We start from the raw sequence: 20,102 nt of genomic DNA on the forward strand, positions 1-20,102 counted from the left end.
CCCTCCCGGCTCACGCGGCCGCGGGGAACGGAAGAGCTGCGACACGGGAGAACCCGCCGCGGCGACAGTGCCGGGGCGGGTCCGCTCGCGTTCGTGCGTCGTCTGCCGGTGCGTCAGGACACCAGGCGAGCGATGAGCTCGTCCAGGTCCAGGTGGCGGGTCTCGCGGCCCGGGGGGACGAGGGCGTCGGCACGGCGCAGGAAGCGCCGGACGTCGGCCTCGTCGGCTTCGAGTTCCGCATTGCCGTCCGGGGACGACAGGCGGAGCAGGACCCGGGGGCGGCCGTCGAGGGTGTCGGAACAGGGCCGCACCTGCACGTCGCCGGTGCCGGCGGGTGCGGTCAGTCCTTCCCTCAACAGGTCCCGTGCGAAGACCCACTCCACGTCCGTGTCGCCACCGCGGAAGACCGCGTGGATGGCGTAGGGGTCGTCAGCTCCGTAGTGGAGGCTGGCGGGGACGGGGAGTCCCGGACCACTGGTGGTCCGGAGTCGCAGCGACACGTCGACGTCGACCTCGGTCTTGCGGTGCGGCAATGCAGGCACGTCGACCTCCGTGTGTGCTCATGGCCGCTGACGGGCTCCAGCGACCGTGTCCATGAGTTTCCCACCAACTGCGCGCTTGAAACACCCGAACGACGCAAGTGGGACGTCGGCGTGTCGCCGGAGGTTCCCCCACCGTTCGGCCCCGGCGGGTTCGCGGGCCTACGAGAGGGTGTCTCCGCAGGTCAACCGCCGTCCGGCGGGCCGCTGTGACGGTTCTCACCACGGGTCGACGCGAAACCTCCACCTCCGGCGGGAGCGTCGCGTCCCGTCCGTGCGTTGGAGGGGTGGGTAGGTCGTGGACGGAGGGTGAGCGGTGCGGACGGTGCACGAACACGGACCTGGGGACCAGGACGGCGCGGTGGACGGGCAGGTGGACGAGCGAGTGGACGGGCAGGTGGAGCACTGGGCGCGCGCCGAGGGGGCGTCGCTGCCGTCGCCGCCGACCGCGCCGCACCCCGTGGTGACCGGGGTGGACGCCCCGGTCAGCGCCCACCAGCACCGGCTGCGGCGGACCCGGGCCGCCCTGCACGCCCAGCGCGAGCGGATCCGCGCCGACACCCGCAAGAACCGGGTCTACCGCGCCGTCGTCGGGGCCGTCGGCGCGTTCGTCGTCCTGCTCGGCCTCGTGCTGGTGCCGCTGCCCGGTCCCGGCTGGCTCGTGGTGTTCCTCGGGCTCGCCGTCCTCGGCACGGAGTTCTCCTCCGCCCAACGGCTCAAGCACTTCGGGGAACGCCAGCTCCACCGCTGGGCCCGGTGGCTCGCGCGCCACTCCCTGGCGACCCGCGCGGCGCTGGGGACGGGAACCGCCGCCGTCGTCGCGGCCCTGCTCTGGGGCTACCTCGCCTGGCAGGGGCTGCCGGCGTGGACGCCCGAGGTCGTCACCGCCCAGCTGCAGTGGGTCCCGGGTCTCTGACCGCGGCGGTCGAGAGCACGGCCCGAGTCACGGTATGGTTCTCGGGCCGGACGCGCTCAGCGCGACGTTCGGGCGATTAGCTCAGTGGTAGAGCACTTCGTTCACACCGAAGGGGTCACTGGTTCGAACCCAGTATCGCCCACCCAGCATCATCAGGACATGACCCTCGTCGGCGTCCTGTGCGAGATCCACCTCTTCCCGGTGAAGTCCGTCCCGGGATCCTCCCTCACCGCGGCCGAACTCGGCCCCGACGGCCTCCTGGGTGACCGCGGCCACGCGGTCGTCGACGAGGCGGGTCGCGTCCTCGCCGCCAAGCGGAACCCCGCGCTGCGCGGGCTCGCCCTCGCCGGGGACCCCCTCGAACCCCGCCTGCGCACTCCCGACGGGACGGCGCTCGCGGACTTCCTGGCCGTGCCCGGGGCACGACTCGCGCCCGTCGACGGCGGAGCGCGGCAGGTGGCTCCCGTGCACCTCGTCAGCCTCGGCCAGCGACGGGAGCCGGACGCCGGGGACTCCTCGCGGGCCAACCTCGTCGTGGAGTTCGGCGCCGACGAACCCCCGGCCGCGGACCTGCAGGGGTGGACCTGCTCGATCGGCGCGGCGGTGTTGCGGCTGGGGGGAGCGCCCCGGCACTGCGCGGGGCTGTTCGCCCAGGTCGCGACGGGCGGGGTGCTGCGGGTGGGGGACGAGGTCCGCGTGAACCCCCCTGGGTAGAGTCGAACGGTCCGTCCCAGCACCAGCAGCCCAGACCAGCGGAGGCCCCACGTGTCGGCCCAGTTCAGCATCACCCGATCCGGGGAGACCCAGCAGGTGGCCGCCGGCACCACGGCAGGGGAGCTGTTCGCCGACGACCGCGCCGTCGTCGTCGCGAAGGTCAACGGCGAACTGCGCGACCTCTCCCACGTCCTCGCCGAGGGCGACGACGTCGAGGGTGTCCTCATCTCCTCCGACGAGGGCCTCGCCGTGCTGCGTCACTCGACCGCGCACGTCATGGCCCAGGCCGTGCAGCAGCACTTCCCCGAGGCCAAGCTCGGCATCGGCCCCCCGATCCGCGACGGCTTCTACTTCGACTTCGACGTCGAGCGCCCCTTCACCCCCGAGGACCTCAAGGTCATCGAGAAGACGATGCAGCGCATCGTCAAGGAGGGGCAGCGCTTCGCCCGTCGCGACGTCTCCGACGACGAGGCCCGCGCCGAGATGGCCGACGAGCCGTACAAGCTGGAGCTCATCGGCCTCAAGAGCACCGCCCCCGGTGGTGTCGCGGACGCGGCCGAGGGCGCCTCGGCCGAGGTCGGCGAGGGCGGACTGACCATCTACGACAACCTCAAGCGCGACGACTCCGTGGCCTTCAAGGACCTCTGCCGCGGTCCGCACCTGCCGACCACGCGTCTCGTCGGCATCGGGTTCAGCCTGACCCGCTCGGCCGCGGCCTACTGGCGCGGGAGCGAGAAGAACCCGCAGCTGCAGCGCATCTACGGCACCGCGTGGCCGTCCAAGGACGAGCTGAAGGCCTACCAGGAACGCGTCGCGGAGGCCGAACGTCGCGACCACCGTCGCCTCGGGGCGGAACTCGACCTGTTCTCCTTCCCCGACGAGATCGGGTCCGGCCTGGTCGTCTTCCACCCCAAGGGCGGGGTGATCAAGCGGGAGATGGAGGACTACGTCCGTCGCCGCCACATCGAGGAGGGGTTCTCCTACGTCGGGACCCCGCACATCTCCAAGGGTGGTCTGTTCGAGACCTCCGGGCACCTGCCGTACTACGAGGACACGATGTTCCCCGGCATGGAGCTGGAGAACTCGAAGTACTACCTCAAGGCCATGAACTGCCCCATGCACAACCTGATCTTCCGTTCGCGCGGTCGGTCCTACCGGGAACTGCCGTTGCGGTTCTTCGAGTTCGGGTCCGTCTACCGCTACGAGAAGAGCGGCGTCGTGCACGGCCTCACCCGCGTCCGCGGGCTGACCCAGGACGACTCGCACTCCTACGTCACCCAGGAGCAGGCGCCGGGAGAGATCAAGCACCTCCTCGACTTCGTCCTCGGCCTCCTCAAGGACTTCGGTCTCGACGACTACTACCTCGAACTCTCCACCCGCGGGGACTCGGCGAAGTTCATCGGCTCCGACGAGGAGTGGGAGAAGGCCACCGCGGTCCTCGAGACCGCGGCGAAGGAGACCGGGCTGGAACTCGTCGCCGACCCCGGCGGGGCCGCGTTCTACGGGCCGAAGATCTCCGTGCAGGCCAAGGACGCCATCGGCCGCACCTGGCAGATGTCGACCATCCAGTACGACTTCAACCAGCCCGCCCGCTTCGAGCTGGAGTACACCGCCGCCGACGGCACCAAGCAGCAGCCGGTGATGATCCACTCGGCCAAGTTCGGTTCGCTGGAACGCTTCTTCGGCGTCCTCGTCGAGCACTACGCCGGGGCGTTCCCCCCGTGGCTGGCCCCCGTGCAGGTCGTGGGGATCCCCGTCGCCGACGCGCACGTCCCGCACCTGCAGGAGGTCGCGCAGAAGCTGCGCGCCGCCGGGATCCGGGTCGAGGTGGACGACGCCGACGACCGGATGCCGAAGAAGATCCGCACCTGGACCAAGCAGAAGATCCCGTTCCTGCTCATCGCCGGGGCCGAGGACGTCGAGAACGGTGCGGTGTCGTTCCGCTTCCGTGACGGCAGCCAGGAGAACGGCGTCCCGGTCGACGACGCGGTCGCGCGGATCGCCGCCGCCGTGCGTGACCGGGTGCAGGTGTGACGTGAGCGGTGACCCGACCGACGACGAGGCGGTGGGGGTCGAACCGGCCGAACGGTTCGCGGGGGAACCCGACGGGTTCGCCCGGTTGTGGACCCCCCACCGCCTCGCCTACATCCAGGGCGAGAAGAAACCGGCCGACGGGGAACCGGGCAGCTGCCCGTTCTGCCGGGCGCCGGGCCTCGCCGACGACGAGGGGCTCATCGTGCACCGCGGCGAGCACGTCTTCGCGGTGCTCAACCTGTTCCCGTACAACCCCGGGCACCTCATGGTGTGCCCCTACCGGCACGTGTCGGCCTACGTCGACCTCTACGCCGACGAGCTGGCCGAGTTCACCGCCTTCACCCGGGCGGCGATCCACACGCTGACGGCGGCCTCGAACCCGTCGGGTTTCAACGTCGGGATGAACCAGGGCGCGGTCGCCGGGGCCGGGATCGCCGCGCACCTGCACCAGCACGTCGTCCCGCGCTGGGAGGGCGACGCCAACTTCCTGCCCGTCGTCGGGCGGACGAAGGCGATGCCGGAACTGCTGGAGGACACCCGGTCGCGGCTCGCCCAGGCCTGGACCCGCGGGTGAGGCCCGTGCTCGTCTTCGACGGGGACTGCGGGATCTGCACCCGCCTGGCGGGGTTCGTCCCGGCGTTGCGGGCCGACGTGGACGTCGCGGCCTGGCAGACCCTCGACCTCCCCTCCCTCGGGTTGACCCCCGAGGCCTGCGACCGGGCGTTGCAGTTCGTCGACGCGCGACGGCGGATCTCCTCGGCCCAGGACGCGGTCGCGGTGCTGTTGCGGCACAGCGCCTTCCCGCTGCCGGTGGCCGGTCGCCTGCTGCAGCTCCCGGGGTTGAACGCCCTGGCCGGGTTCGGCTACCGCTGGGTCGCCCGGAACCGTCAGCGCCTGCCCGGCGGGACCCCCGCCTGCGCCCTGCCCGCCCAGCGCTGACGCAGCCCCCGCACCGACACCCGTTCCAACGGCACGAACGCCAGCAGGCAGACCACCGTGGGCAGGAAGTGGATGCCGAGGGTCAGGTAGGTGCCCAGGTGGAAGAACCCCCAGAACAGGATGGCCGCGGCGAGCGCGCGACCCCGCAGCCACAGCATCACCGGGGAGCAGAACTCCGCGACGATGACGATCCACTGGATCCCGACGACGAAGAACGGGATCCGCTGCAACGCGTCGGTGAGCCCGTTGCCCCGGCGGGAGAACGCCCACGTCGTCACCGCCCCGTTCGCCCAGTCCCAGCCCCCGAAACGCACCTTGGCCAGCGAGGCGAGGAAGTACGTGCAGACCGTCGCGACCTGGATGCAGCGCACCGCCCAGCCGGCGGACTCGCTCGGCCCACCGCGGGCCCCCGCACGACCCACGCTCGGCAGGACCAGCAACGCCACCAGCAGGGCGACGTGGTCGTGGTCGATCTTGGAGTAGCTGAAGCCGTTGCCCAGCCAGTACAGGTAGGCGATCGCGCAGACCGCCCCGGCCACCCGGGGCAGACGTCCGCTCGCCGCCACCAGTGCGGTGACGGTCAGCACCCACAGGTCGAGGTGGGTGACCACGTGCGTCGGCGCCGGTACGTGCAGCGCACGGAAGAGCAGGATCGGGCGGTACAGCTGCGCCGGCACGTCCCCGTGCGACAGCGGCCACGTCGTGATCCGCCACGCGTCCCAGACGACGAAGAGGTACAGCAGGACCCGGAGCGCGGCGATCCGCCGCAACGGGACCGCGGGGAACCACCACGTGCGCCACGCGCTCACGAGCAGCACCCCAGCGGGTGCCGCGGATCGGGGACGTCCCAGCTGGAGAGGACCTCGGTGCTCTTCCCCACCACCGTCCCGTCGTGCAGCGCGCTGACGTCCTGGACCAGGATCACCTCCGCGTAGCGCGGCGCATCGGGGTGGCGCGTGGCGTAGGCCGCCGCGATCGCCTCCAGCAACGCCGGGTCGTCGACGAAGCGGCGCAACTGGCCCTCGACCTCCGCCCGGCGCAGCCCGACACCGCCGGGGGAGAGCGGCACGTCGACCTGCTCGCCGTCGACGGTCACGGCCTCCACCCGCGTCGAGCGGATCTCGCCGTTCAGGTCCACCCCGAAGGCGTACTGCGACATCGGGGCGAACGGCCAGCGGTCGTCGTCGAAGCGCAGGGTGCCCAGGACCAGCGCGACCAGGAACGCCAGGGCGAGCGCGGTGCGCCACCACCGGGCGGGACGGGACAGGTGGTGCACGACCCGAACCCTAGTGATCGCGCCACCCGGCGCGGGCGACCGGAGCGTGGGCGCGCCGACGCTACCCTGGAGCCCCCCGACCCCGACGGACGACGAGACGATGCTCAACAGGTACGCGCGTGCGGTGGTCACGAAGGTCTTCACCCCGTTGGCGCGGCTGCTGCTGCGGCTGGGGGTGACCCCGGACATGGTGACGGTCTTCGGCACGGTCTGCACCGTGCTCAGCGCTCTCGTCCTCTACCCCACGGGGCACCTGTTCTGGGCCTCGCTGGCCGTGACGGTCTTCGTCCTCTTCGACACCATCGACGGGATCATGGCCCGCATCCTCGGCCGGTCCGGCAAGTGGGGCGCCTACCTGGACTCCAGCCTCGACCGCTTCGCCGACAGCGCCGTCTTCGGTGGGCTGGTCGTCTGGTTCGCCCGCGGCGGGAACGACGAGCTCACCGCCGGGCTCGCCCTGGCCTGCCTCGTGTTCGGCAGCATCGTGTCCTACGTCAAGGCCCGCGCCGAGGGCCTCGGCTACACGGCCAACGTCGGCATCGCCGAACGCGGCGAACGACTCGTCGCCGTCCTCGTCGGCGCCGGGTTCGTCGGCCTCGGTGTCCCGCTGCCCTTCCTGCAGGTCGTCCTCGGCCTGCTCGCCCTCGCCAGCGTCGTCACCATCGTGCAGCGCATGTCGACGGTCCGCCGGCAGGCGCTGGCCGACCACCCCGCATGACCCCCCGCACCTCCCTGCGCCGCACCCGCGACCGGTGCGTGACCACGGCCTTCCGGCTCGGCTGGCGCCTGGCCCGCAGCGTCCCCGAACCCCTCGCCGTCGCCGCCTGCACCCGGGTCGCCGACCGCGTCACCGCCCGCGGTGGGAAGGGCGTGGAGCAGTTGCGCCGCAACCTCTCCCGGGCCCGCCCCGAGGCGACGCCGGCCGAGCTCGACGCCCTCGTCCGCGACGGTCTCCGCAGCTACACCCGCTACTGGCTCGACGCGTTCGCGCTGCCCGGGTGGAGTCGGGAGCGCATCGTCGACACCGTCCGGATGGACGGGGGGGAAGCGCTCCGGGCCGAACTCACCGCCGGTCGGGGCGCCGTCGCCTTCCTCGGTCACCTCGGCAACTGGGACCACGCCGCCGCCTGGTCGGCCCACGACCTGCACCACGTCGTCACCGTCGCCGAACGGTTGCGGCCCGAGGAGGTCTACGAGGAGTTCCTCGCCTTCCGCCGCGGCCTCGGGATGGAGGTCCTGCCGCTGGGGGACCCGGCGACGTTCCCGACGCTGGTCCGCCGGCTGCGGGCCGGTGCCCTCGTCCCGCTGCTCGCCGACCGCGACCTGTCCGCCACCGGCGTCGAGGTCGACTTCCTCGGCGACCGCGTCCGGATGGCTCCGGGACCCGCGGCGCTCGCCGTCCTCACCGGCGCCGGACTGTTCCCGATGACCCTGCACCACGAGGTCGGAGCGCAGGGCCGGGTGCTGGTGGTCGTGACCCACCCACGGGTGGAGGTCCCGCAGCGCCGGGCGGGGGAGTCCGTCCGGGGCCACCGCGACCGGGCCATCGCCGCGATGACCCAGACCTGCGCCGACGTGCTCGCCGCGGCCGTCCGGGCCCACCCCGACGAGTGGCACGTGCTGCAACCGGTGTTCCCCGCCGACCTGCGGAGCGGGTGAACGGTGCGGATCGGGATCGTCTGCCCCTACTCCTTCGACGTGCCCGGTGGGGTGCAGTTCCACGTCCGGGACCTCGCCGAGCACCTCATCGGCCTCGGCCACCACGTCCGCGTGCTGGCGCCCGCCGACGACGAGTCGACCCTGCCGAGCTTCGCCGACCCGGGCGGCAACGTCGTCGCCGTGCCCTACAACGGGTCCGTCGCGCGACTCTCCTTCGGGCCGGTGACCGCGGCCCGGGTGCGCCGCTGGATCGCCGAGGGGGACTTCGACGTCCTGCACGTGCACGAACCGCTCTCACCCAGCACCTCGCTGCTCGCCCTGTGGGCGGCGAGCGGACCGCTGGTCGCCACGTTCCACACCGCGAACCTGCGCTCGCGGGCGATGCAGGCCGCGTTCCCGCTGCTGCGGCCCAGCCTGGAGAAGATCTCGGCCCGCATCGCGGTCAGCGAGGACGCCCGGCGGACCGTCGTCGAGCACGTGGGCGGCGACGCCGTCGTCATCCCCAACGGGGTCTTCACCGACGTCTTCGCCCGCGCCGAGAGGCGTCCGGAGTGGACCGGGACCCCCGAAGCTCCCGTGATCGCCTTCGTCGGCCGGCTCGACGAACCGCGCAAGGGGTTGCCGCTGCTGTGCCGGATCGTGCCGCTGGTGCGGGCGGTCGTGCCCGGGGCGCGCTTCCTCGTGGCCGGACGCGGTGACGTCGAGGCCGCCCGGGCGCTGCTGGACGACCCGTCCTCGGTGGAGTTCCTCGGCGCGGTGGACGACCCGGCGAAGGCGTCGCTGCTGGCCAGCGCCGACGTCTACCTCGCCCCGCACACCGGCGGGGAGAGCTTCGGCATCGTCCTGGTCGAGGCGATGGCGGCGGGGGCGCCCGTCGTCGCGGCCGACCTCGGCGCGTTCCGGCGGGTGCTGGGCGACGGCGAGTTCGGGCGGGTCTTCACCCTCGGCGACGCGGCCTCGGCGGCGGAGGCGGTGCTCGACCTGCTGGCCCACCCCGCACAACGCCTCGCCCTCGGGGCCGCCGGTCAGCGGGCCGCCGCGCGCTACGACTGGTCCGTCGTCGCCGCCCAGGTGCTCACCGTCTACGAGACGGTGGTCGCGTGACCCCGGTGGTCTCGACGCTGGTCGTCCTGCTGCTGCTGACCGTCCTCGCCTGGTACCTCTCGGCCACGGCGCAGCGCGTCGACCGGCTGCACCGTCGGGTCGAGACCAGCCGCGCCGCCCTCGACGCCGAACTGACCCGGCGCGCCTCGGCCGCCCTGGAGTACGCCACCTCCGGTGAGCTGGACCCCGCCTCGTCGCTGGTGCTGGCCGACGCCGCGACCGCGAGCCTGGACGCCCCCCGCACCCCGGCGGCGCTGCGCGACGCCAGCGACGCCGACGACGCCCACCGCTGGCGGGTCGAGAGCGACCTGACCCGGGCGATGGAGGTCGCCCTTCCCGACGAGGACGGTCCCGGTCTCGCCCGGGTCGCCGACGCGGAGCACCGGGTGGAACTGGCCCGGCGCTTCCACAACGACGCCGTCGTCCAGACCCGGCGGCTGCGGGGCAAGCGGGTCGTGCGCTGGGCCCGGCTGGCGGGGTACGCGCGCCTGCCCGAGACGGCGGACTTCCTCGACGGTTCCGACTCGTAGGATGACGAACGCCTGAACTCTCTCCTTCTGAATCGCGAGGCGACGACCGTGAGCACCGACAGCACCGAGCAGACGAGCGCACCGGCGGTCGGCACCAGCCGCGTCAAGCGCGGCATGGCCGAGATGCTCAAGGGCGGCGTGATCATGGACGTCGTGACCGCCGACCAGGCCCGCATCGCCGCCGACGCCGGAGCGGTGGCCGTCATGGCCCTCGAGCGCGTCCCCGCCGACATCCGCGCCCAGGGCGGCGTCTCGCGGATGTCCGACCCCGACATGATCGACTCGATCCTCGCCGCGGTCTCCATCCCGGTCATGGCCAAGGCCCGCATCGGCCACTTCGTCGAGGCCCGGGTGCTGCAGTCCCTGGGCGTGGACTACATCGACGAGTCCGAGGTCCTCACCCCCGCCGACTACACCCACCACATCGACAAGCACTCCTTCACCGTCCCCTTCGTCTGCGGGGCGACGAACCTCGGCGAGGCGCTGCGCCGCATCACCGAGGGCGCGGCGATGATCCGCTCCAAGGGCGAGGCCGGCACCGGTGACGTCTCCAACGCGGTCATGCACATGCGCACCATCCGCGCCGAGCTCAACCGCCTCCGCTCGATGGAGGAGGACGAGCTGTACGTCGCCGCCAAGGAGATGTCCGCGCCGTTCGACCTCGTCCGCGAGGTCGCCGAGAAGGGCAAGCTGCCCACCGTCCTCTTCACCGCGGGCGGCATCGCCACCCCGGCCGACGCGGCGATGATGATGCAGATGGGGGCCGACGGCGTCTTCGTCGGCTCCGGGATCTTCAAGTCCGGCAACCCCGCCCAGCGCGCGGAGGCCATCGTCAAGGCCACGACCTTCCACGACGACCCCGACGTCATCGCCAAGGTCTCGCGCGGTCTGGGCGAGGCGATGGTCGGGCTCAACGTCGAGGAGATCCCCGAACCGCACCGGCTGGCCCAGCGCGGCTGGTGACCCGCCCCGCGTGAGCACCGACCCCCTCGGCCCGGAGTGGGCCCACGGTCCCGACGGGCTCCGCACCCGCAGCGCGTCCCGCGTCGTCGTCCTCGACGACGCGGGACGCGTGCTGATGCTGCGCGGGTGCGACCCGGCGACCCCGGGCAGCGACTGGTGGTTCACCGTCGGCGGCGGTCGGGCGCCCGGGGAGGACGCCCGCGTCGCGGCGTGCCGGGAGCTGCGCGAGGAGACGGGACTCGACGTCGACCCCGCCGAGCTCGTCGGGCCGGTGTGGGTGCGCAGCGCGGAGTTCCCCTTCCTCGGCGCGCGGTGCCGGCAGGCGGAGGAGTTCTTCGTCCTGCGCGTGGGGGAGGGCTTCACCCTCGACGCGGCCGGCTGGACGGACCTGGAACGGGAGTCGGTCAGCGAGTGGCGCTGGTGGGCACCGGCGGACCTGGCCGCCGCGGGGACGACGTACTACCCGGGCGACCTCGTGCGTCTCGTCGCGCAACTCCCGCTGGCCTGGACGGGCGACCCGCTGCCCATCGTCTGAGGTCAGCGCTCCCGCACGGCGGTGAGGCGGTGGGTGACGTGGGTGCGGGTCCTGCCCGCCACCCTGACCGCCACCCTGGCCGCGTACGAGGCGGCCGGGGCGCGGCCTAGTCTTCGCGCGTGAGCGTTGGAGGAACCGGATCGGGAGGGCCTGACGTCGTCATCGGCGTCCTCGCCCTGCAGGGCGACGTCGGGGAACACGTCCGCGCGCTGGAGTCCGGGGGAGCGCGGGTGGTCACCGTCCGCCGCCTGGCCGAGCTGGAGAGCGTCGACGGTCTCGTCCTTCCCGGGGGCGAGTCGACGACGATCGACCGGTTGCTGCGGGTCTTCGAGCTCCGCGACGCCCTGCGGGCCCGGATCGCCGACGGGTTGCCCGTCTACGGCTCGTGCGCGGGGATGATCCTGCTGGCCGACCGGATCCTGGACGGGGGGAAGGGTCAGGAGACCCTCGGCGGGATCAACATCACCGTGCGGCGCAACGCCTTCGGACGCCAGGTCGACTCCTGGGAGGAACTCCTCCCGCTCGAGGAGGTCACCCGCGGGGGACCGGCGGTCGAGGGGATCTTCATCCGGGCGCCGTGGGTCGAGGAGGCCGGTCCGGAGGTCAGCGTGCTCGCCCGACTGAGCGCGGGGCCCGCCGCGGGTAGGATCGTCGCCGTGCGACAGGGTCGTCTGCTCGCCACGTCGTTCCACCCGGAGATCACCGGGGACGACCGGGTGCACCGCTACTTCGTGGAGATGGTCCGCGACAGCGTGGCGGCGACGACGGCCTGAGCGCACACACGTTTTTCGAGCAGGTAGAGCAACGGCGGAGGGAAGCAGATGTCCGGCCACTCCAAGTGGGCGACGACCAAGCACAAGAAGGCCGTCGTCGACGCCAAGCGCGCCAAGAGCTTCGCCCGACTGATCAAGAACATCGAGGTCGCGGCGCGCACGGGCGGCGGCGACGTCTCGGGCAACCCGACGCTCTTCGACGCGATCCAGAAGGCGAAGAAGACCTCCGTGCCCGCCGACAACATCGACCGCGCCGTCAAGCGCGGCTCCGGTGCCGAGGCCGGCGGCGCGGACTGGCAGACGATCATGTACGAGGGCTACGGCCCCAACGGCGTCGCGCTCCTCATCGAGTGCCTCACCGACAACAAGAACCGCGCGGCGATGGAGGTCCGCACGGCGATGACCCGCAACGGCGGCTCGCTCGCCGACCCGGGGTCGGTGGCCTACATGTTCACCCGCAAGGGTGTCGTCGTCATCGGCAAGGAGGGCACCGACCTCACCGAGGACGGCGTCCTCGAGGCCGTGCTCGAGGCCGGGGCCGAGGAGGTCACCGACCAGGGCGACACCTTCGAGGTCGTCAGCGAGGCGACCGACCTCGGCGCCGTGCGCGACGCGCTGAAGGCCGCGGGGATCGAGTACGACTCCGCCGACGCCAGCTTCGTGCCCAGCGTCGAGGTGCCGCTGGACGCCGAGGGCGCGACGAAGGTCTTCCGCCTCATCGACGTCCTCGACGACTGCGACGACGTGCAGAACGTCTACGCGAACTACGACGTGTCCGACGACGTGATGGCGGCCCTCGAGGACGCCTGACCCACCGCCCCGACGCCCGAGCGCGGCTCCCGGCCCCCACGACCGCTCCGTGCGATCGTGGGGGCCGTGCGCGTTCTAGCGGTCGACCCCGGGCTGACCCGGTGCGGCGTCGGGGTGATCGACGCGGTCCGCGCCGGACGTCGCGCCGAGCTCGTCGGCGTCGGCGTCATCCGGACCCCCGCCACCGATCCCGTGGCCTCCCGGCTGCTCGCGATCAGCGACGGCCTCGACGAGTGGCTCGACACCCACCGCCCCGACGTCGTCGCCGTCGAACGCGTCTTCGCCCAGGCCAACGTCCGTTCCGTCATGGGGACCGCGCAGGCCGCCGGTCTGGTCCTCGTCGCCGCCGCGCGCCGGGGACTGCCCGTGGCGATGCACACGCCGAGCGAGGTGAAGGCCGCGGTGACCGGGTCGGGGCGGGCCGAGAAGGAGCAGGTCACCGTCATGGTCACCCGCATCCTCGGTCTTGACGCCCCGCCCCGGCCCGCCGACGCCGCCGACGCCCTCGCGCTGGCGTTGTGCCACCTCTGGCGGGGCGGGGCGACCTCCCGGCTGGAGGCCGCCGCGCACACCGCCCTCGTCACGGGCCGGCGCAACGCCTACGCGGAGGCGGAGGCTCAGGCGCGCTCGGCCGCGAGCCGACCCCGCAGGAAGGCCGTCGTGCGCTCCCAGGCCAGCTCGGCCGACTCGGGCCGGTAGCTCGGGCGTTCGTCGTTGTAGAACGCGTGCGGGGCCGGGTAGACCTCCATCGTCACCTCGACCCCCGCCTGCTCGCGGATGCGGGCCTCGGTGGCGCGCACACCCTCCAGCGGGACGGAGGTGTCCTCGGCGCCGTAGTGGCCCAGCACCGGCGCCCGCAGGCCGGAGTAGTCGGTGTCCGGGCCGGGGAGCCCGTACCAGGGCACCGCCGCGCCGATCCGGTCGCCCTGCTGCGCAGCCAGGGTCAGCACGAAGCCCCCGCCCATGCAGAAGCCGACGACCCCGGCGCGTTGCGAGGTGGTCTCGGGCAGGTCGAGCAGGTACGTGACGGCCCCGGCCAGGTCGCGGGCCGCGTCCTGCGCGGGCAGGTCGGTGAGCAGCTGCGCCGCCTCGGCGGAGTCGTGGGTCGTGCGCCCGCCGTAGAGGTCCGGGGCCAGCGCCACGAAGCCCTCGCGGGCGAGGCGGTCGACGATGCCGGCGATGTGGTCGGTGAGGCCCCACCACTCCTGGACGACGATGACGCCCGGGCCGCTACCGGACTCGGGGACGCGGAGGTAGCCGTGGGCGTGGCCGGACTCGGTGGCGCTGTCGAAGGTGACGTTCTGGCGGGGGTTCGCGGTCTTCTCGTGGGTCACGGCAGCACTCTGCCCCCAGGGTCCGCGCGGCGCGCCTGAGGGGTCGTGTCGCAGGAGCCGTCTAGCCTCTCGTACAAGTGTTCGTCGGGTGTCTCGGAGGTCGTGCTGGTGATCGCGTCGGTGCGTGGGCAGGTGCTCGCGGTGCGGCTGGACTCCGCGGTCGTGGAGGTGGGTGGCGTGGGGATGTTCGTCCTGGCCGCGCCCGCCACGCTGGCCGGTCTGCGCGTGGGTCAGGAGGCGTTGCTGCACACCACGTTGGTGGTGCGCGAGGACTCCCTGACGCTGTTCGGCTTCGCCGACGCCGACGAGAAGGAGGTCTTCGAGGTCGTGCAGACCGCCTCCGGGGTCGGTCCGAAGATGGCGCTGGCCATGCTGGCGGTGCACCGCCCCGACGGGATCCGCGCGGCCGTCGCCTCCGAGGACCACGCGGCCCTCGTCCGGGTGCCGGGCATCGGCAAGAAGACCGCCCAGCGCATCTGCCTGGAACTGGGGGACCGCCTCGGACCGCCCTCGGGGTCGATCGCGCCGGCGGCCTCGCCCTCGGGCGGGGACGCGCGCAAGGACCGGGTGGTCGAGGCCCTGGTCGGGCTGGGTTACCCGCTCAAGCAGGCCGGTGACGTCGTGGAGGTCGTGCTCGACGACGACCTCGACGTGCCGGGCGTCCTGCGGGCGGCGCTGCGCCACCTGTCGGGTCGCTGATGGAGGACCGGCTGGTGACGACGGGGGCCGACGAGCACGAGCGCGCCGCCGAGTCCGCGCTGCGCCCCCACGGTCTCGACGAGTTCGTCGGGCAGAAGGTCGTGCGGGAGCAGCTCGCGCTCGTCCTCGACGCCGCCAAGGCGCGCGGGATGCCCAGCGACCACGTCCTCTTCTCCGGTCCGCCCGGGCTGGGCAAGACGACGCTGGCGATGATCGTGGCCTCCGAGATGGGCGCCCCGTTGCGCCAGTCCAGCGGTCCGGCCATCCAGCACGCGGGGGACCTCGCGGCGGTGCTGAGCTCGCTCGACGAGGGTGAGGTGCTGTTCCTCGACGAGATCCACCGGATGGCCCGCCCGGCCGAGGAGATGCTCTACATCGCCATGGAGGACTACCGCGTCGACGTCATCGTCGGCAAGGGCGCGGGGGCCACGGCGATCCCGCTGGAGCTGCCGAAGTTCACCCTGGTCGGGGCGACGACCCGGGCCGGCCTGCTCCCGGCGCCGCTGCGCGACCGGTTCGGCTTCACCGGCTACCTCGACTTCTACACGCCCGCGGAGCTCGTGCAGGTGTTGCGCCGCAGCGCTTCCCTGCTCGGGGTGCAGCTCACCGCGGAGGGGGCCGCCGAGATCGGCGGCCGCTCGCGGGGGACGCCCCGCATCGCCAACCGGTTGCTGCGCCGGGTCCGCGACTGGGCGCAGGTGCGGGGGTCGGGGATCGTCGACCGGCACGCGGCCCGGGCGGCGCTGGAGGTCTACGAGGTCGACGAGCGCGGCCTGGACCGCCTTGACCGCGCCGTGCTCGACGCGTTGTGCCGGCGCTTCGGCGGCGGGCCGGTGGGTCTCTCGACCCTGGCCGTCGTCGTGGGGGAGGAGGCCGAGACCGTCGAGACGGTCGCCGAGCCCTTCCTGGTGCGCGAGGGGCTGCTGGGACGGACCCCGCGGGGTCGGATCGCCCTGCCCGACACCTGGGCCCACCTGGGACTCACCCCGCCCCGCAACGCGCCCGTGGGGACGGCCTGGGCGTTCGCTCCCGAGGGCGACGAGACCGACGAGGACCCCTCGCAACCCTGAGCGTCGCTGGGCTGGGCCGGACGGGTGAGCCTCTAGACTCCACGGGCGAGTCGGTCCCGGGTGGGTCCCTGCGGAACCTCACAGGGCCTCACCGCGTTGGCCCGGCCGTGCCGGCACCGGGTCGGCGCAAGCACCGGTGAGTCGTCGATCCCACCGGTGCGGAGAGGTTTTGTCGTGGGTGGTGGCAGCAGCCAGCTGATCTTCCTGCTGATCATGGTCGCCCTGTTGGTGTTCATGTTCAGCCGGACGCGCAAGCAGCAGAAGGCTCAACAGCAGATGCAGACCGGGGTCGCGCCCGGGGCCAGGGTCATGACGACCTCGGGCATGTTCGGGACCGTCGTGGAGATCGAGGGTGACGAGGTCGTCCTCGAGATCGCCCCCGGCCTGCAGACCCGGTGGACCCGCCGGGCCGTCGCCCGCGTGGTGGCGCCGACCGAGGTGGCTCCCCTCGAGGAGAGCGTGGACCCGGGCGACGGTGCTCTCAGCCTGCAGAAGCGCGACGACGACACCGCGGGCGGTGCCCCGCGCGCACAGTGACTACTGATAAGACAGCAGTCGTCCACTAGCAGTGACAAGCTTGCGCTGACCGGGTGAACATCCGTCACCCGGTGAGCGCCGTCCCGAGGTATTGAGTGTCCAACGACAGGCCGACGTCCACCAGCGGGTCCCCGAACCGGCCGCCCCGCGTGCGCCGCGGTGCGCCCATCCGCCGACCCCACCCGGGCCGCACCCTCGCGGTGCTGGTCCTCGTCGTCGTCGCGATGTTCGCGTCGGTGGCCGCCGGTTCGATCTGGAGCACGGCGAAGTGGTCGCCAGGGTTGGCGCTCGACCTCGAGGGCGGGACCCAGATCGTCCTGACGCCCCGCTCGACCAACGGCGGGACGGTGCCCACCGAACAGGTCCAGCGCGCGGCCGAGATCATCCGGCAGCGCGTCGACGCCACCGGGCTCAGCGAGACGGAGGTGTCGGTCCAGGGTGGGCAGAACATCTCCGTCTCCATCCCGGGTCAGGCCACCCGTGAGCAGCTGAACCTCATCTCGCAGTCGGCGCAGATGCGCATGCGCGTCGTGCTCTACGACGAGCCCGTCACGCCGGCCGCCACCGGCACGCCCACGGACGGGGCCACCCCGACCGACGGAGCGACGCCCACGGACGGTGCGTCGGTGGCCCCCACCGACGGGGCGACCCCGACGGGCGCAGCGACACCGGACCCGACGCAGAGCGCGGACGGCGCCGCCGCCCCCGCCGCGTTGCAGGCCGCGACGACCGCCCCCACCGACGCCGCCACCGCCGCGGTGACGCCGCCGACGTTGGCCGAGATCGCGACGCCGACCGCCACCCCGGGGCCGGGTCAGCCCAGCGGCACCCCGGCGGCCTCGCCGACCGACGCGAGCGACTTCGACAACTACCAGACCATCCCGGACCTCGCGGCCCTGTTCCAGAACCTGGACTGCTCCGACCCGGCCCAGCGCGGGCGGGGCATCGCCGACGACCCGACCAAGGTGCTCGTCACCTGCAGCCAGGACGGCACGTTCAAGTACGTCCTCGGCCCGGCCGAGCTCGAGGGCACGCAGCTCACCAGCGCGGTCGCCACGACCGCGACGAACAGCTCCGGCGTGAACACCGGCCAGTGGGTCGTGCGGTTGAAGTTCAACAGCGCGGGTGCCGACGCGTTCTCGAAGCTCACCACCCGCATCTCGACGCTGCCTTCGCCGCAGAACCAGTTCGCGGCGGTCCTCGACGGCCTGGTCATCACCGCTCCCACGGTGTCCCAGCGCTTCGGAGCCGACGTCGACATCGAGGGGAACTTCACCCAGGCCAGTGCCGAGGCGCTGGCCCAGCAGCTGCAGTTCGGCGCGCTGCCGGTGTCGTTCGTCGTGCAGACCCAGGAGCAGGTCTCCGCGACCCTCGGCTCGGAGCAGTTGCGCCACGGGCTGCTCGCCGGGTTGATCGGTCTGATCCTCGTCGTCGCCTACTCGCTGGTCCAGTACCGCGCGCTGGGCCTGGTGACCATCGGCAGCCTCGTGCTGGCGGCGGCGCTGAACTTCGGGGTCATCCTGCTGCTGAGCTGGCTGCAGGGTTTCCGGCTCAGCCTGGCCGCGATCGCCGGGCTCATCGTCGCCATCGGCATCACCGCCGACTCGTTCATCCTGTTCTTCGAACGCGTCCGCGACGAGATCCGCGACGGCCGCATCCTGTCCTCCGCCGTCGAGGCCGGCTGGTTCCGCGCCCGGCGCACGATCCTCGTCTCCGACGCGGTCAGCCTGCTCTCGGCCGTGGTCCTCTACGTCCTCGCCGTCGGCAACGTCCGGGGGTTCGCCTACACCCTGGGCATCACGACGATCATCGACGTCGCGATCGTGATCCTCTTCACCCACCCCGTCGTCGCACTGCTGGCGAAGACGAAGTTCTTCGGCGGTGGGCACAAGTGGTCCGGTTTCGACCCCGAACACCTCGGGTCCGTCGTGGCCCGGGTCGCCCTGCACCACGGCGAGCACCGGCCCACCGTGGCCGAACGCCGTGCGGCGGAACGGGAGAAGGCCCGGGCGACGTCCGGGTCGGGCAGCGGTCAGGGTGAGGGCGAGCCGGACGCCGGCCGCGACGAGAACGAGGCGGGTTCCTGATGGGCATGGCGCAACTGGGCAACCGGCTCTACACCGGTGAGTCCTCCTTCGACTTCGTCGGCCGCCGCAAGCTGTGGTTCCTCATCGCGGGTGCACTCGTGCTGATCTCGGCGATCCTGCTGGTCAAGCCCGGACTCACCTACGGCATCGAGTTCGAGGGGGGCGCGGAGTTCCGCGTCTCCGGGACCACGAACCAGGACGCCGCCCGCGAGGCGGTCCAGGCGGTCCTCCCGGACGCCGTGCCGACGGTGACCACCGTCGGCGGGAACGGGCTCCGGGTCCAGACCGAGACGGTCAGCACGACGCAGCTCGACGAGATCCGGGCCGAGCTCGCGCAGAAGCTCGGGGTCTCCCAGAACGACGTGAACCCCTCGAGCATCGGTCCGAGCTGGGGTGCTGACGTGACCAACAAGGCCCTCACCGGTCTGATCGTCTTCCTCGTCATCGTGTCCATCGTCATGGCGCTGTACTTCCGGGCCTGGACGATGGCGATCGCCTCGCTCGTCGCGCTGTTCCACGACCTGCTGATCACCGCCGGGGTCTACGCCCTCGTCGGCTTCGAGGTCACGCCGGCCTCGGTGATCGGGTTCCTGACGATCCTCGGCTACTCGCTCTACGACACCGTCGTGGTCTTCGACAAGGTCCGCGAGAACACCGACGGCGCCTTCCTCAAGAAGGACCGCACCTTCGGTGACGCGGCCAACCTCGCGATCAACCAGACCGTCGTGCGTTCGGTGAACACGACCGTCGTCGCCCTGCTGCCCGTCGCCGCGATCCTCTTCATCGGGGACCTGCTGCTCGGCGCGGGCACGCTGCGCGACATCAGTCTCGCGTTGTTCGTCGGCATGCTCGTCGGGGCGTACTCGTCGATCTTCGTCGCCACGCCGCTGCTGGTCGTGCTCCGCTCCCGCGAGGCGCGGGTCAGGCAGCTCGACCGCGACGTCCGCGAGGGCGTCACCGCCGAACCCGTCACCGCGGGCGACCCCGCGTGAGCCGGGTGCTGACCGTGCCCGACGCCGAGCGCGTCGCGGCCACGGTGGTCGCCGGCTTCCGCGACGTCCCCGACTTCCCCGAACCGGGAGTCGTCTTCAAGGACATCACCCCGCTGCTGGCCGACGCGTCGGCGTTCGCGACGGTCGTCGCGGCGCTGGCGGAGGTGGCCCGGGCGACCGGCGCCACCGCCGTGGCGGGGATCGAGGCCCGCGGGTTCATGCTCGCCGCCCCGGCCGCCGAACGCGCCGGGCTGGGGTTCTGGCCGATCCGCAAGGCCGGGAAGCTGCCCGCGCCCGTGCACCGGCGCGACTACGCCCTGGAGTACGGCACCGCCGCCCTGGAGCTGTCCGCGCACACCGTCGGTGCGGGGGAGCGGGTCCTCGTCGTCGACGACGTCCTGGCCACCGGCGGAACGGCCCGCGCGGCGTGCGAGCTGCTGGAGGAGGCCGGGGCCGAGGTGGTCGGCCTGGCCGTGCTGCTCGAACTGGGGTTCCTCGACGGTCGTCCGCAGCTGGGCCAGCGGCCCGTGCTGGCCCTGCACACCGAGGCCTGAGCGCAGGTCGGCCCGTCCTCCTCCCCTTCCGTCCGCG

The 20,102-nt window shown here is 72.6% G+C and carries 24 protein-coding genes and 1 tRNA gene; 21 read left to right on the top strand and 4 right to left on the bottom strand.

Going from position 1 to position 20,102, the window contains the following annotated elements:
- Positions 1-113: 113 nt before the first annotated feature.
- Positions 114-542: an SsgA family sporulation/cell division regulator gene (locus OG218_RS24570; RefSeq protein ID WP_328295838.1), complete on the bottom strand. Its 429-nt coding sequence runs from the start codon at positions 540-542 to the stop codon at positions 114-116.
- Between the two features lie 370 nt (positions 543-912).
- On the opposite strand from OG218_RS24570, the gene OG218_RS24575 reads away from it, so the two are divergent.
- The 6 genes from OG218_RS24575 (at position 913) to OG218_RS24600 (ending at position 5,142) form a co-directional block, all read left to right on the top strand.
- Positions 913-1,455: a TIGR02611 family protein gene (locus OG218_RS24575; protein WP_328295839.1), complete on the top strand. Its 543-nt coding sequence runs from the start codon at positions 913-915 to the stop codon at positions 1,453-1,455.
- Between the two features lie 70 nt (positions 1,456-1,525).
- Positions 1,526-1,597: transfer RNA gene (locus tag OG218_RS24580), tRNA-Val, on the top strand.
- A gap of 17 nt (positions 1,598-1,614) precedes the next feature.
- On the top strand, positions 1,615-2,169 hold the full coding sequence (locus OG218_RS24585) for an MOSC N-terminal beta barrel domain-containing protein (RefSeq protein ID WP_328295840.1): 555 nt from the start codon (positions 1,615-1,617) through the stop codon (positions 2,167-2,169).
- A gap of 51 nt (positions 2,170-2,220) precedes the next feature.
- On the top strand, positions 2,221-4,203 hold the full coding sequence (thrS, locus tag OG218_RS24590) for a threonine--tRNA ligase (protein WP_328295841.1): 1,983 nt from the start codon (positions 2,221-2,223) through the stop codon (positions 4,201-4,203).
- 1 nt (position 4,204) lies between these two features.
- Entirely contained in the window at positions 4,205-4,777 is a 573-nt protein-coding gene (locus tag OG218_RS24595) for an HIT family protein (protein ID WP_328295842.1), read from the top strand.
- The gene (locus OG218_RS24600) at positions 4,774-5,142 is read left to right on the top strand and encodes a thiol-disulfide oxidoreductase DCC family protein (protein WP_328295843.1); all 369 of its coding nucleotides are present in this window, start codon (positions 4,774-4,776) and stop codon (positions 5,140-5,142) included. The genes OG218_RS24595 and OG218_RS24600 overlap by 4 nt, the downstream gene beginning before the upstream one ends.
- Here the strand turns inward: OG218_RS24600 and OG218_RS24605 are convergent.
- Together OG218_RS24605 and OG218_RS24610 are read right to left on the bottom strand one after the other, a co-directional pair.
- A complete protein-coding gene (locus OG218_RS24605; protein WP_328295844.1) occupies positions 5,091-5,951 on the bottom strand; it encodes a hypothetical protein in 861 nt (286 codons plus the stop codon). The two genes, OG218_RS24600 and OG218_RS24605, sit on opposite strands and share 52 nt — an antisense overlap.
- Positions 5,948-6,418 (bottom strand): hypothetical protein, encoded by a 471-nt coding sequence (locus OG218_RS24610; protein ID WP_328295845.1) that lies wholly within the window; start codon positions 6,416-6,418, stop codon positions 5,948-5,950. Before OG218_RS24610 ends, OG218_RS24605 begins: the two co-directional genes overlap by 4 nt.
- 100 nt (positions 6,419-6,518) lie before the next feature.
- Here OG218_RS24610 and pgsA point away from each other — a divergent pair, with 100 nt between their 5' ends.
- From pgsA to ruvC, 9 genes are all read left to right on the top strand, one after another.
- Complete coding sequence (gene pgsA / locus OG218_RS24615; protein WP_328295846.1) at positions 6,519-7,136, top strand: phosphatidylinositol phosphate synthase; 618 nt, start codon at positions 6,519-6,521, stop codon at positions 7,134-7,136.
- Positions 7,133-8,077: a phosphatidylinositol mannoside acyltransferase gene (locus OG218_RS24620; protein ID WP_328295847.1), complete on the top strand. Its 945-nt coding sequence runs from the start codon at positions 7,133-7,135 to the stop codon at positions 8,075-8,077. Before pgsA ends, OG218_RS24620 begins: the two co-directional genes overlap by 4 nt.
- A gap of 3 nt (positions 8,078-8,080) precedes the next feature.
- Positions 8,081-9,181 carry a glycosyltransferase family 4 protein gene (locus tag OG218_RS24625; RefSeq protein ID WP_328295848.1) on the top strand — a complete coding sequence of 367 codons (1,101 nt, stop codon included), beginning with the start codon at positions 8,081-8,083 and terminating at the stop codon, positions 9,179-9,181.
- Positions 9,178-9,711 carry an NUDIX hydrolase gene (locus OG218_RS24630; RefSeq protein WP_328295849.1) on the top strand — a complete coding sequence of 178 codons (534 nt, stop codon included), beginning with the start codon at positions 9,178-9,180 and terminating at the stop codon, positions 9,709-9,711. Before OG218_RS24625 ends, OG218_RS24630 begins: the two co-directional genes overlap by 4 nt.
- Before the next feature lie 48 nt (positions 9,712-9,759).
- On the top strand, positions 9,760-10,674 hold the full coding sequence (pdxS, locus tag OG218_RS24635) for a pyridoxal 5'-phosphate synthase lyase subunit PdxS (RefSeq protein ID WP_328295850.1): 915 nt from the start codon (positions 9,760-9,762) through the stop codon (positions 10,672-10,674).
- Positions 10,675-10,684: 10 nt separating this feature from the next.
- Positions 10,685-11,209, top strand: coding sequence for an NUDIX hydrolase (locus OG218_RS24640; RefSeq protein ID WP_328295851.1), 525 nt, complete (start codon positions 10,685-10,687; stop codon positions 11,207-11,209).
- A 119-nt stretch (positions 11,210-11,328) separates the two neighbouring features.
- Complete coding sequence (gene pdxT, locus OG218_RS24645) at positions 11,329-11,982, top strand: pyridoxal 5'-phosphate synthase glutaminase subunit PdxT (RefSeq protein ID WP_328295852.1); 654 nt, start codon at positions 11,329-11,331, stop codon at positions 11,980-11,982.
- A 48-nt stretch (positions 11,983-12,030) separates the two neighbouring features.
- Positions 12,031-12,792 (top strand): YebC/PmpR family DNA-binding transcriptional regulator, encoded by a 762-nt coding sequence (locus OG218_RS24650; RefSeq protein ID WP_328295853.1) that lies wholly within the window; start codon positions 12,031-12,033, stop codon positions 12,790-12,792.
- A gap of 66 nt (positions 12,793-12,858) precedes the next feature.
- Entirely contained in the window at positions 12,859-13,491 is a 633-nt protein-coding gene (ruvC, locus tag OG218_RS24655; RefSeq protein WP_328295854.1) for a crossover junction endodeoxyribonuclease RuvC, read from the top strand.
- On the opposite strand, the gene OG218_RS24660 is transcribed toward ruvC, so the two are convergent.
- Positions 13,410-14,126, bottom strand: coding sequence for a dienelactone hydrolase family protein (locus OG218_RS24660; RefSeq protein WP_328295855.1), 717 nt, complete (start codon positions 14,124-14,126; stop codon positions 13,410-13,412). The two genes, ruvC and OG218_RS24660, sit on opposite strands and share 82 nt — an antisense overlap.
- 108 nt (positions 14,127-14,234) lie before the next feature.
- Between OG218_RS24660 and ruvA the strand changes: the two genes are divergently transcribed.
- The 6 genes from ruvA to OG218_RS24690 all read left to right on the top strand — a co-directional run bounded on the left by ruvA (position 14,235) and on the right by OG218_RS24690 (position 20,065).
- Positions 14,235-14,825 carry a Holliday junction branch migration protein RuvA gene (gene ruvA, locus OG218_RS24665; RefSeq protein ID WP_328295856.1) on the top strand — a complete coding sequence of 197 codons (591 nt, stop codon included), beginning with the start codon at positions 14,235-14,237 and terminating at the stop codon, positions 14,823-14,825.
- Positions 14,825-15,895: a Holliday junction branch migration DNA helicase RuvB gene (ruvB, locus tag OG218_RS24670; RefSeq protein ID WP_328295857.1), complete on the top strand. Its 1,071-nt coding sequence runs from the start codon at positions 14,825-14,827 to the stop codon at positions 15,893-15,895. Before ruvA ends, ruvB begins: the two co-directional genes overlap by 1 nt.
- Positions 15,896-16,069: 174 nt before the next feature.
- On the top strand, positions 16,070-16,432 hold the full coding sequence (gene yajC / locus OG218_RS24675; RefSeq protein WP_328295858.1) for a preprotein translocase subunit YajC: 363 nt from the start codon (positions 16,070-16,072) through the stop codon (positions 16,430-16,432).
- Positions 16,433-16,527: 95 nt separating this feature from the next.
- Complete coding sequence (gene secD, locus OG218_RS24680) at positions 16,528-18,519, top strand: protein translocase subunit SecD (RefSeq protein ID WP_328295859.1); 1,992 nt, start codon at positions 16,528-16,530, stop codon at positions 18,517-18,519.
- Complete coding sequence (gene secF, locus OG218_RS24685) at positions 18,519-19,511, top strand: protein translocase subunit SecF (RefSeq protein WP_328295860.1); 993 nt, start codon at positions 18,519-18,521, stop codon at positions 19,509-19,511. The genes secD and secF overlap by 1 nt, the downstream gene beginning before the upstream one ends.
- Positions 19,508-20,065: an adenine phosphoribosyltransferase gene (locus OG218_RS24690; RefSeq protein WP_328295861.1), complete on the top strand. Its 558-nt coding sequence runs from the start codon at positions 19,508-19,510 to the stop codon at positions 20,063-20,065. Before secF ends, OG218_RS24690 begins: the two co-directional genes overlap by 4 nt.
- Positions 20,066-20,102 lie beyond the last annotated feature (37 nt).

Source organism: Kineococcus sp. NBC_00420, assembly GCF_036021035.1.
Taxonomy (GTDB): Bacteria; Actinomycetota; Actinomycetes; order Actinomycetales; family Kineococcaceae; genus Kineococcus.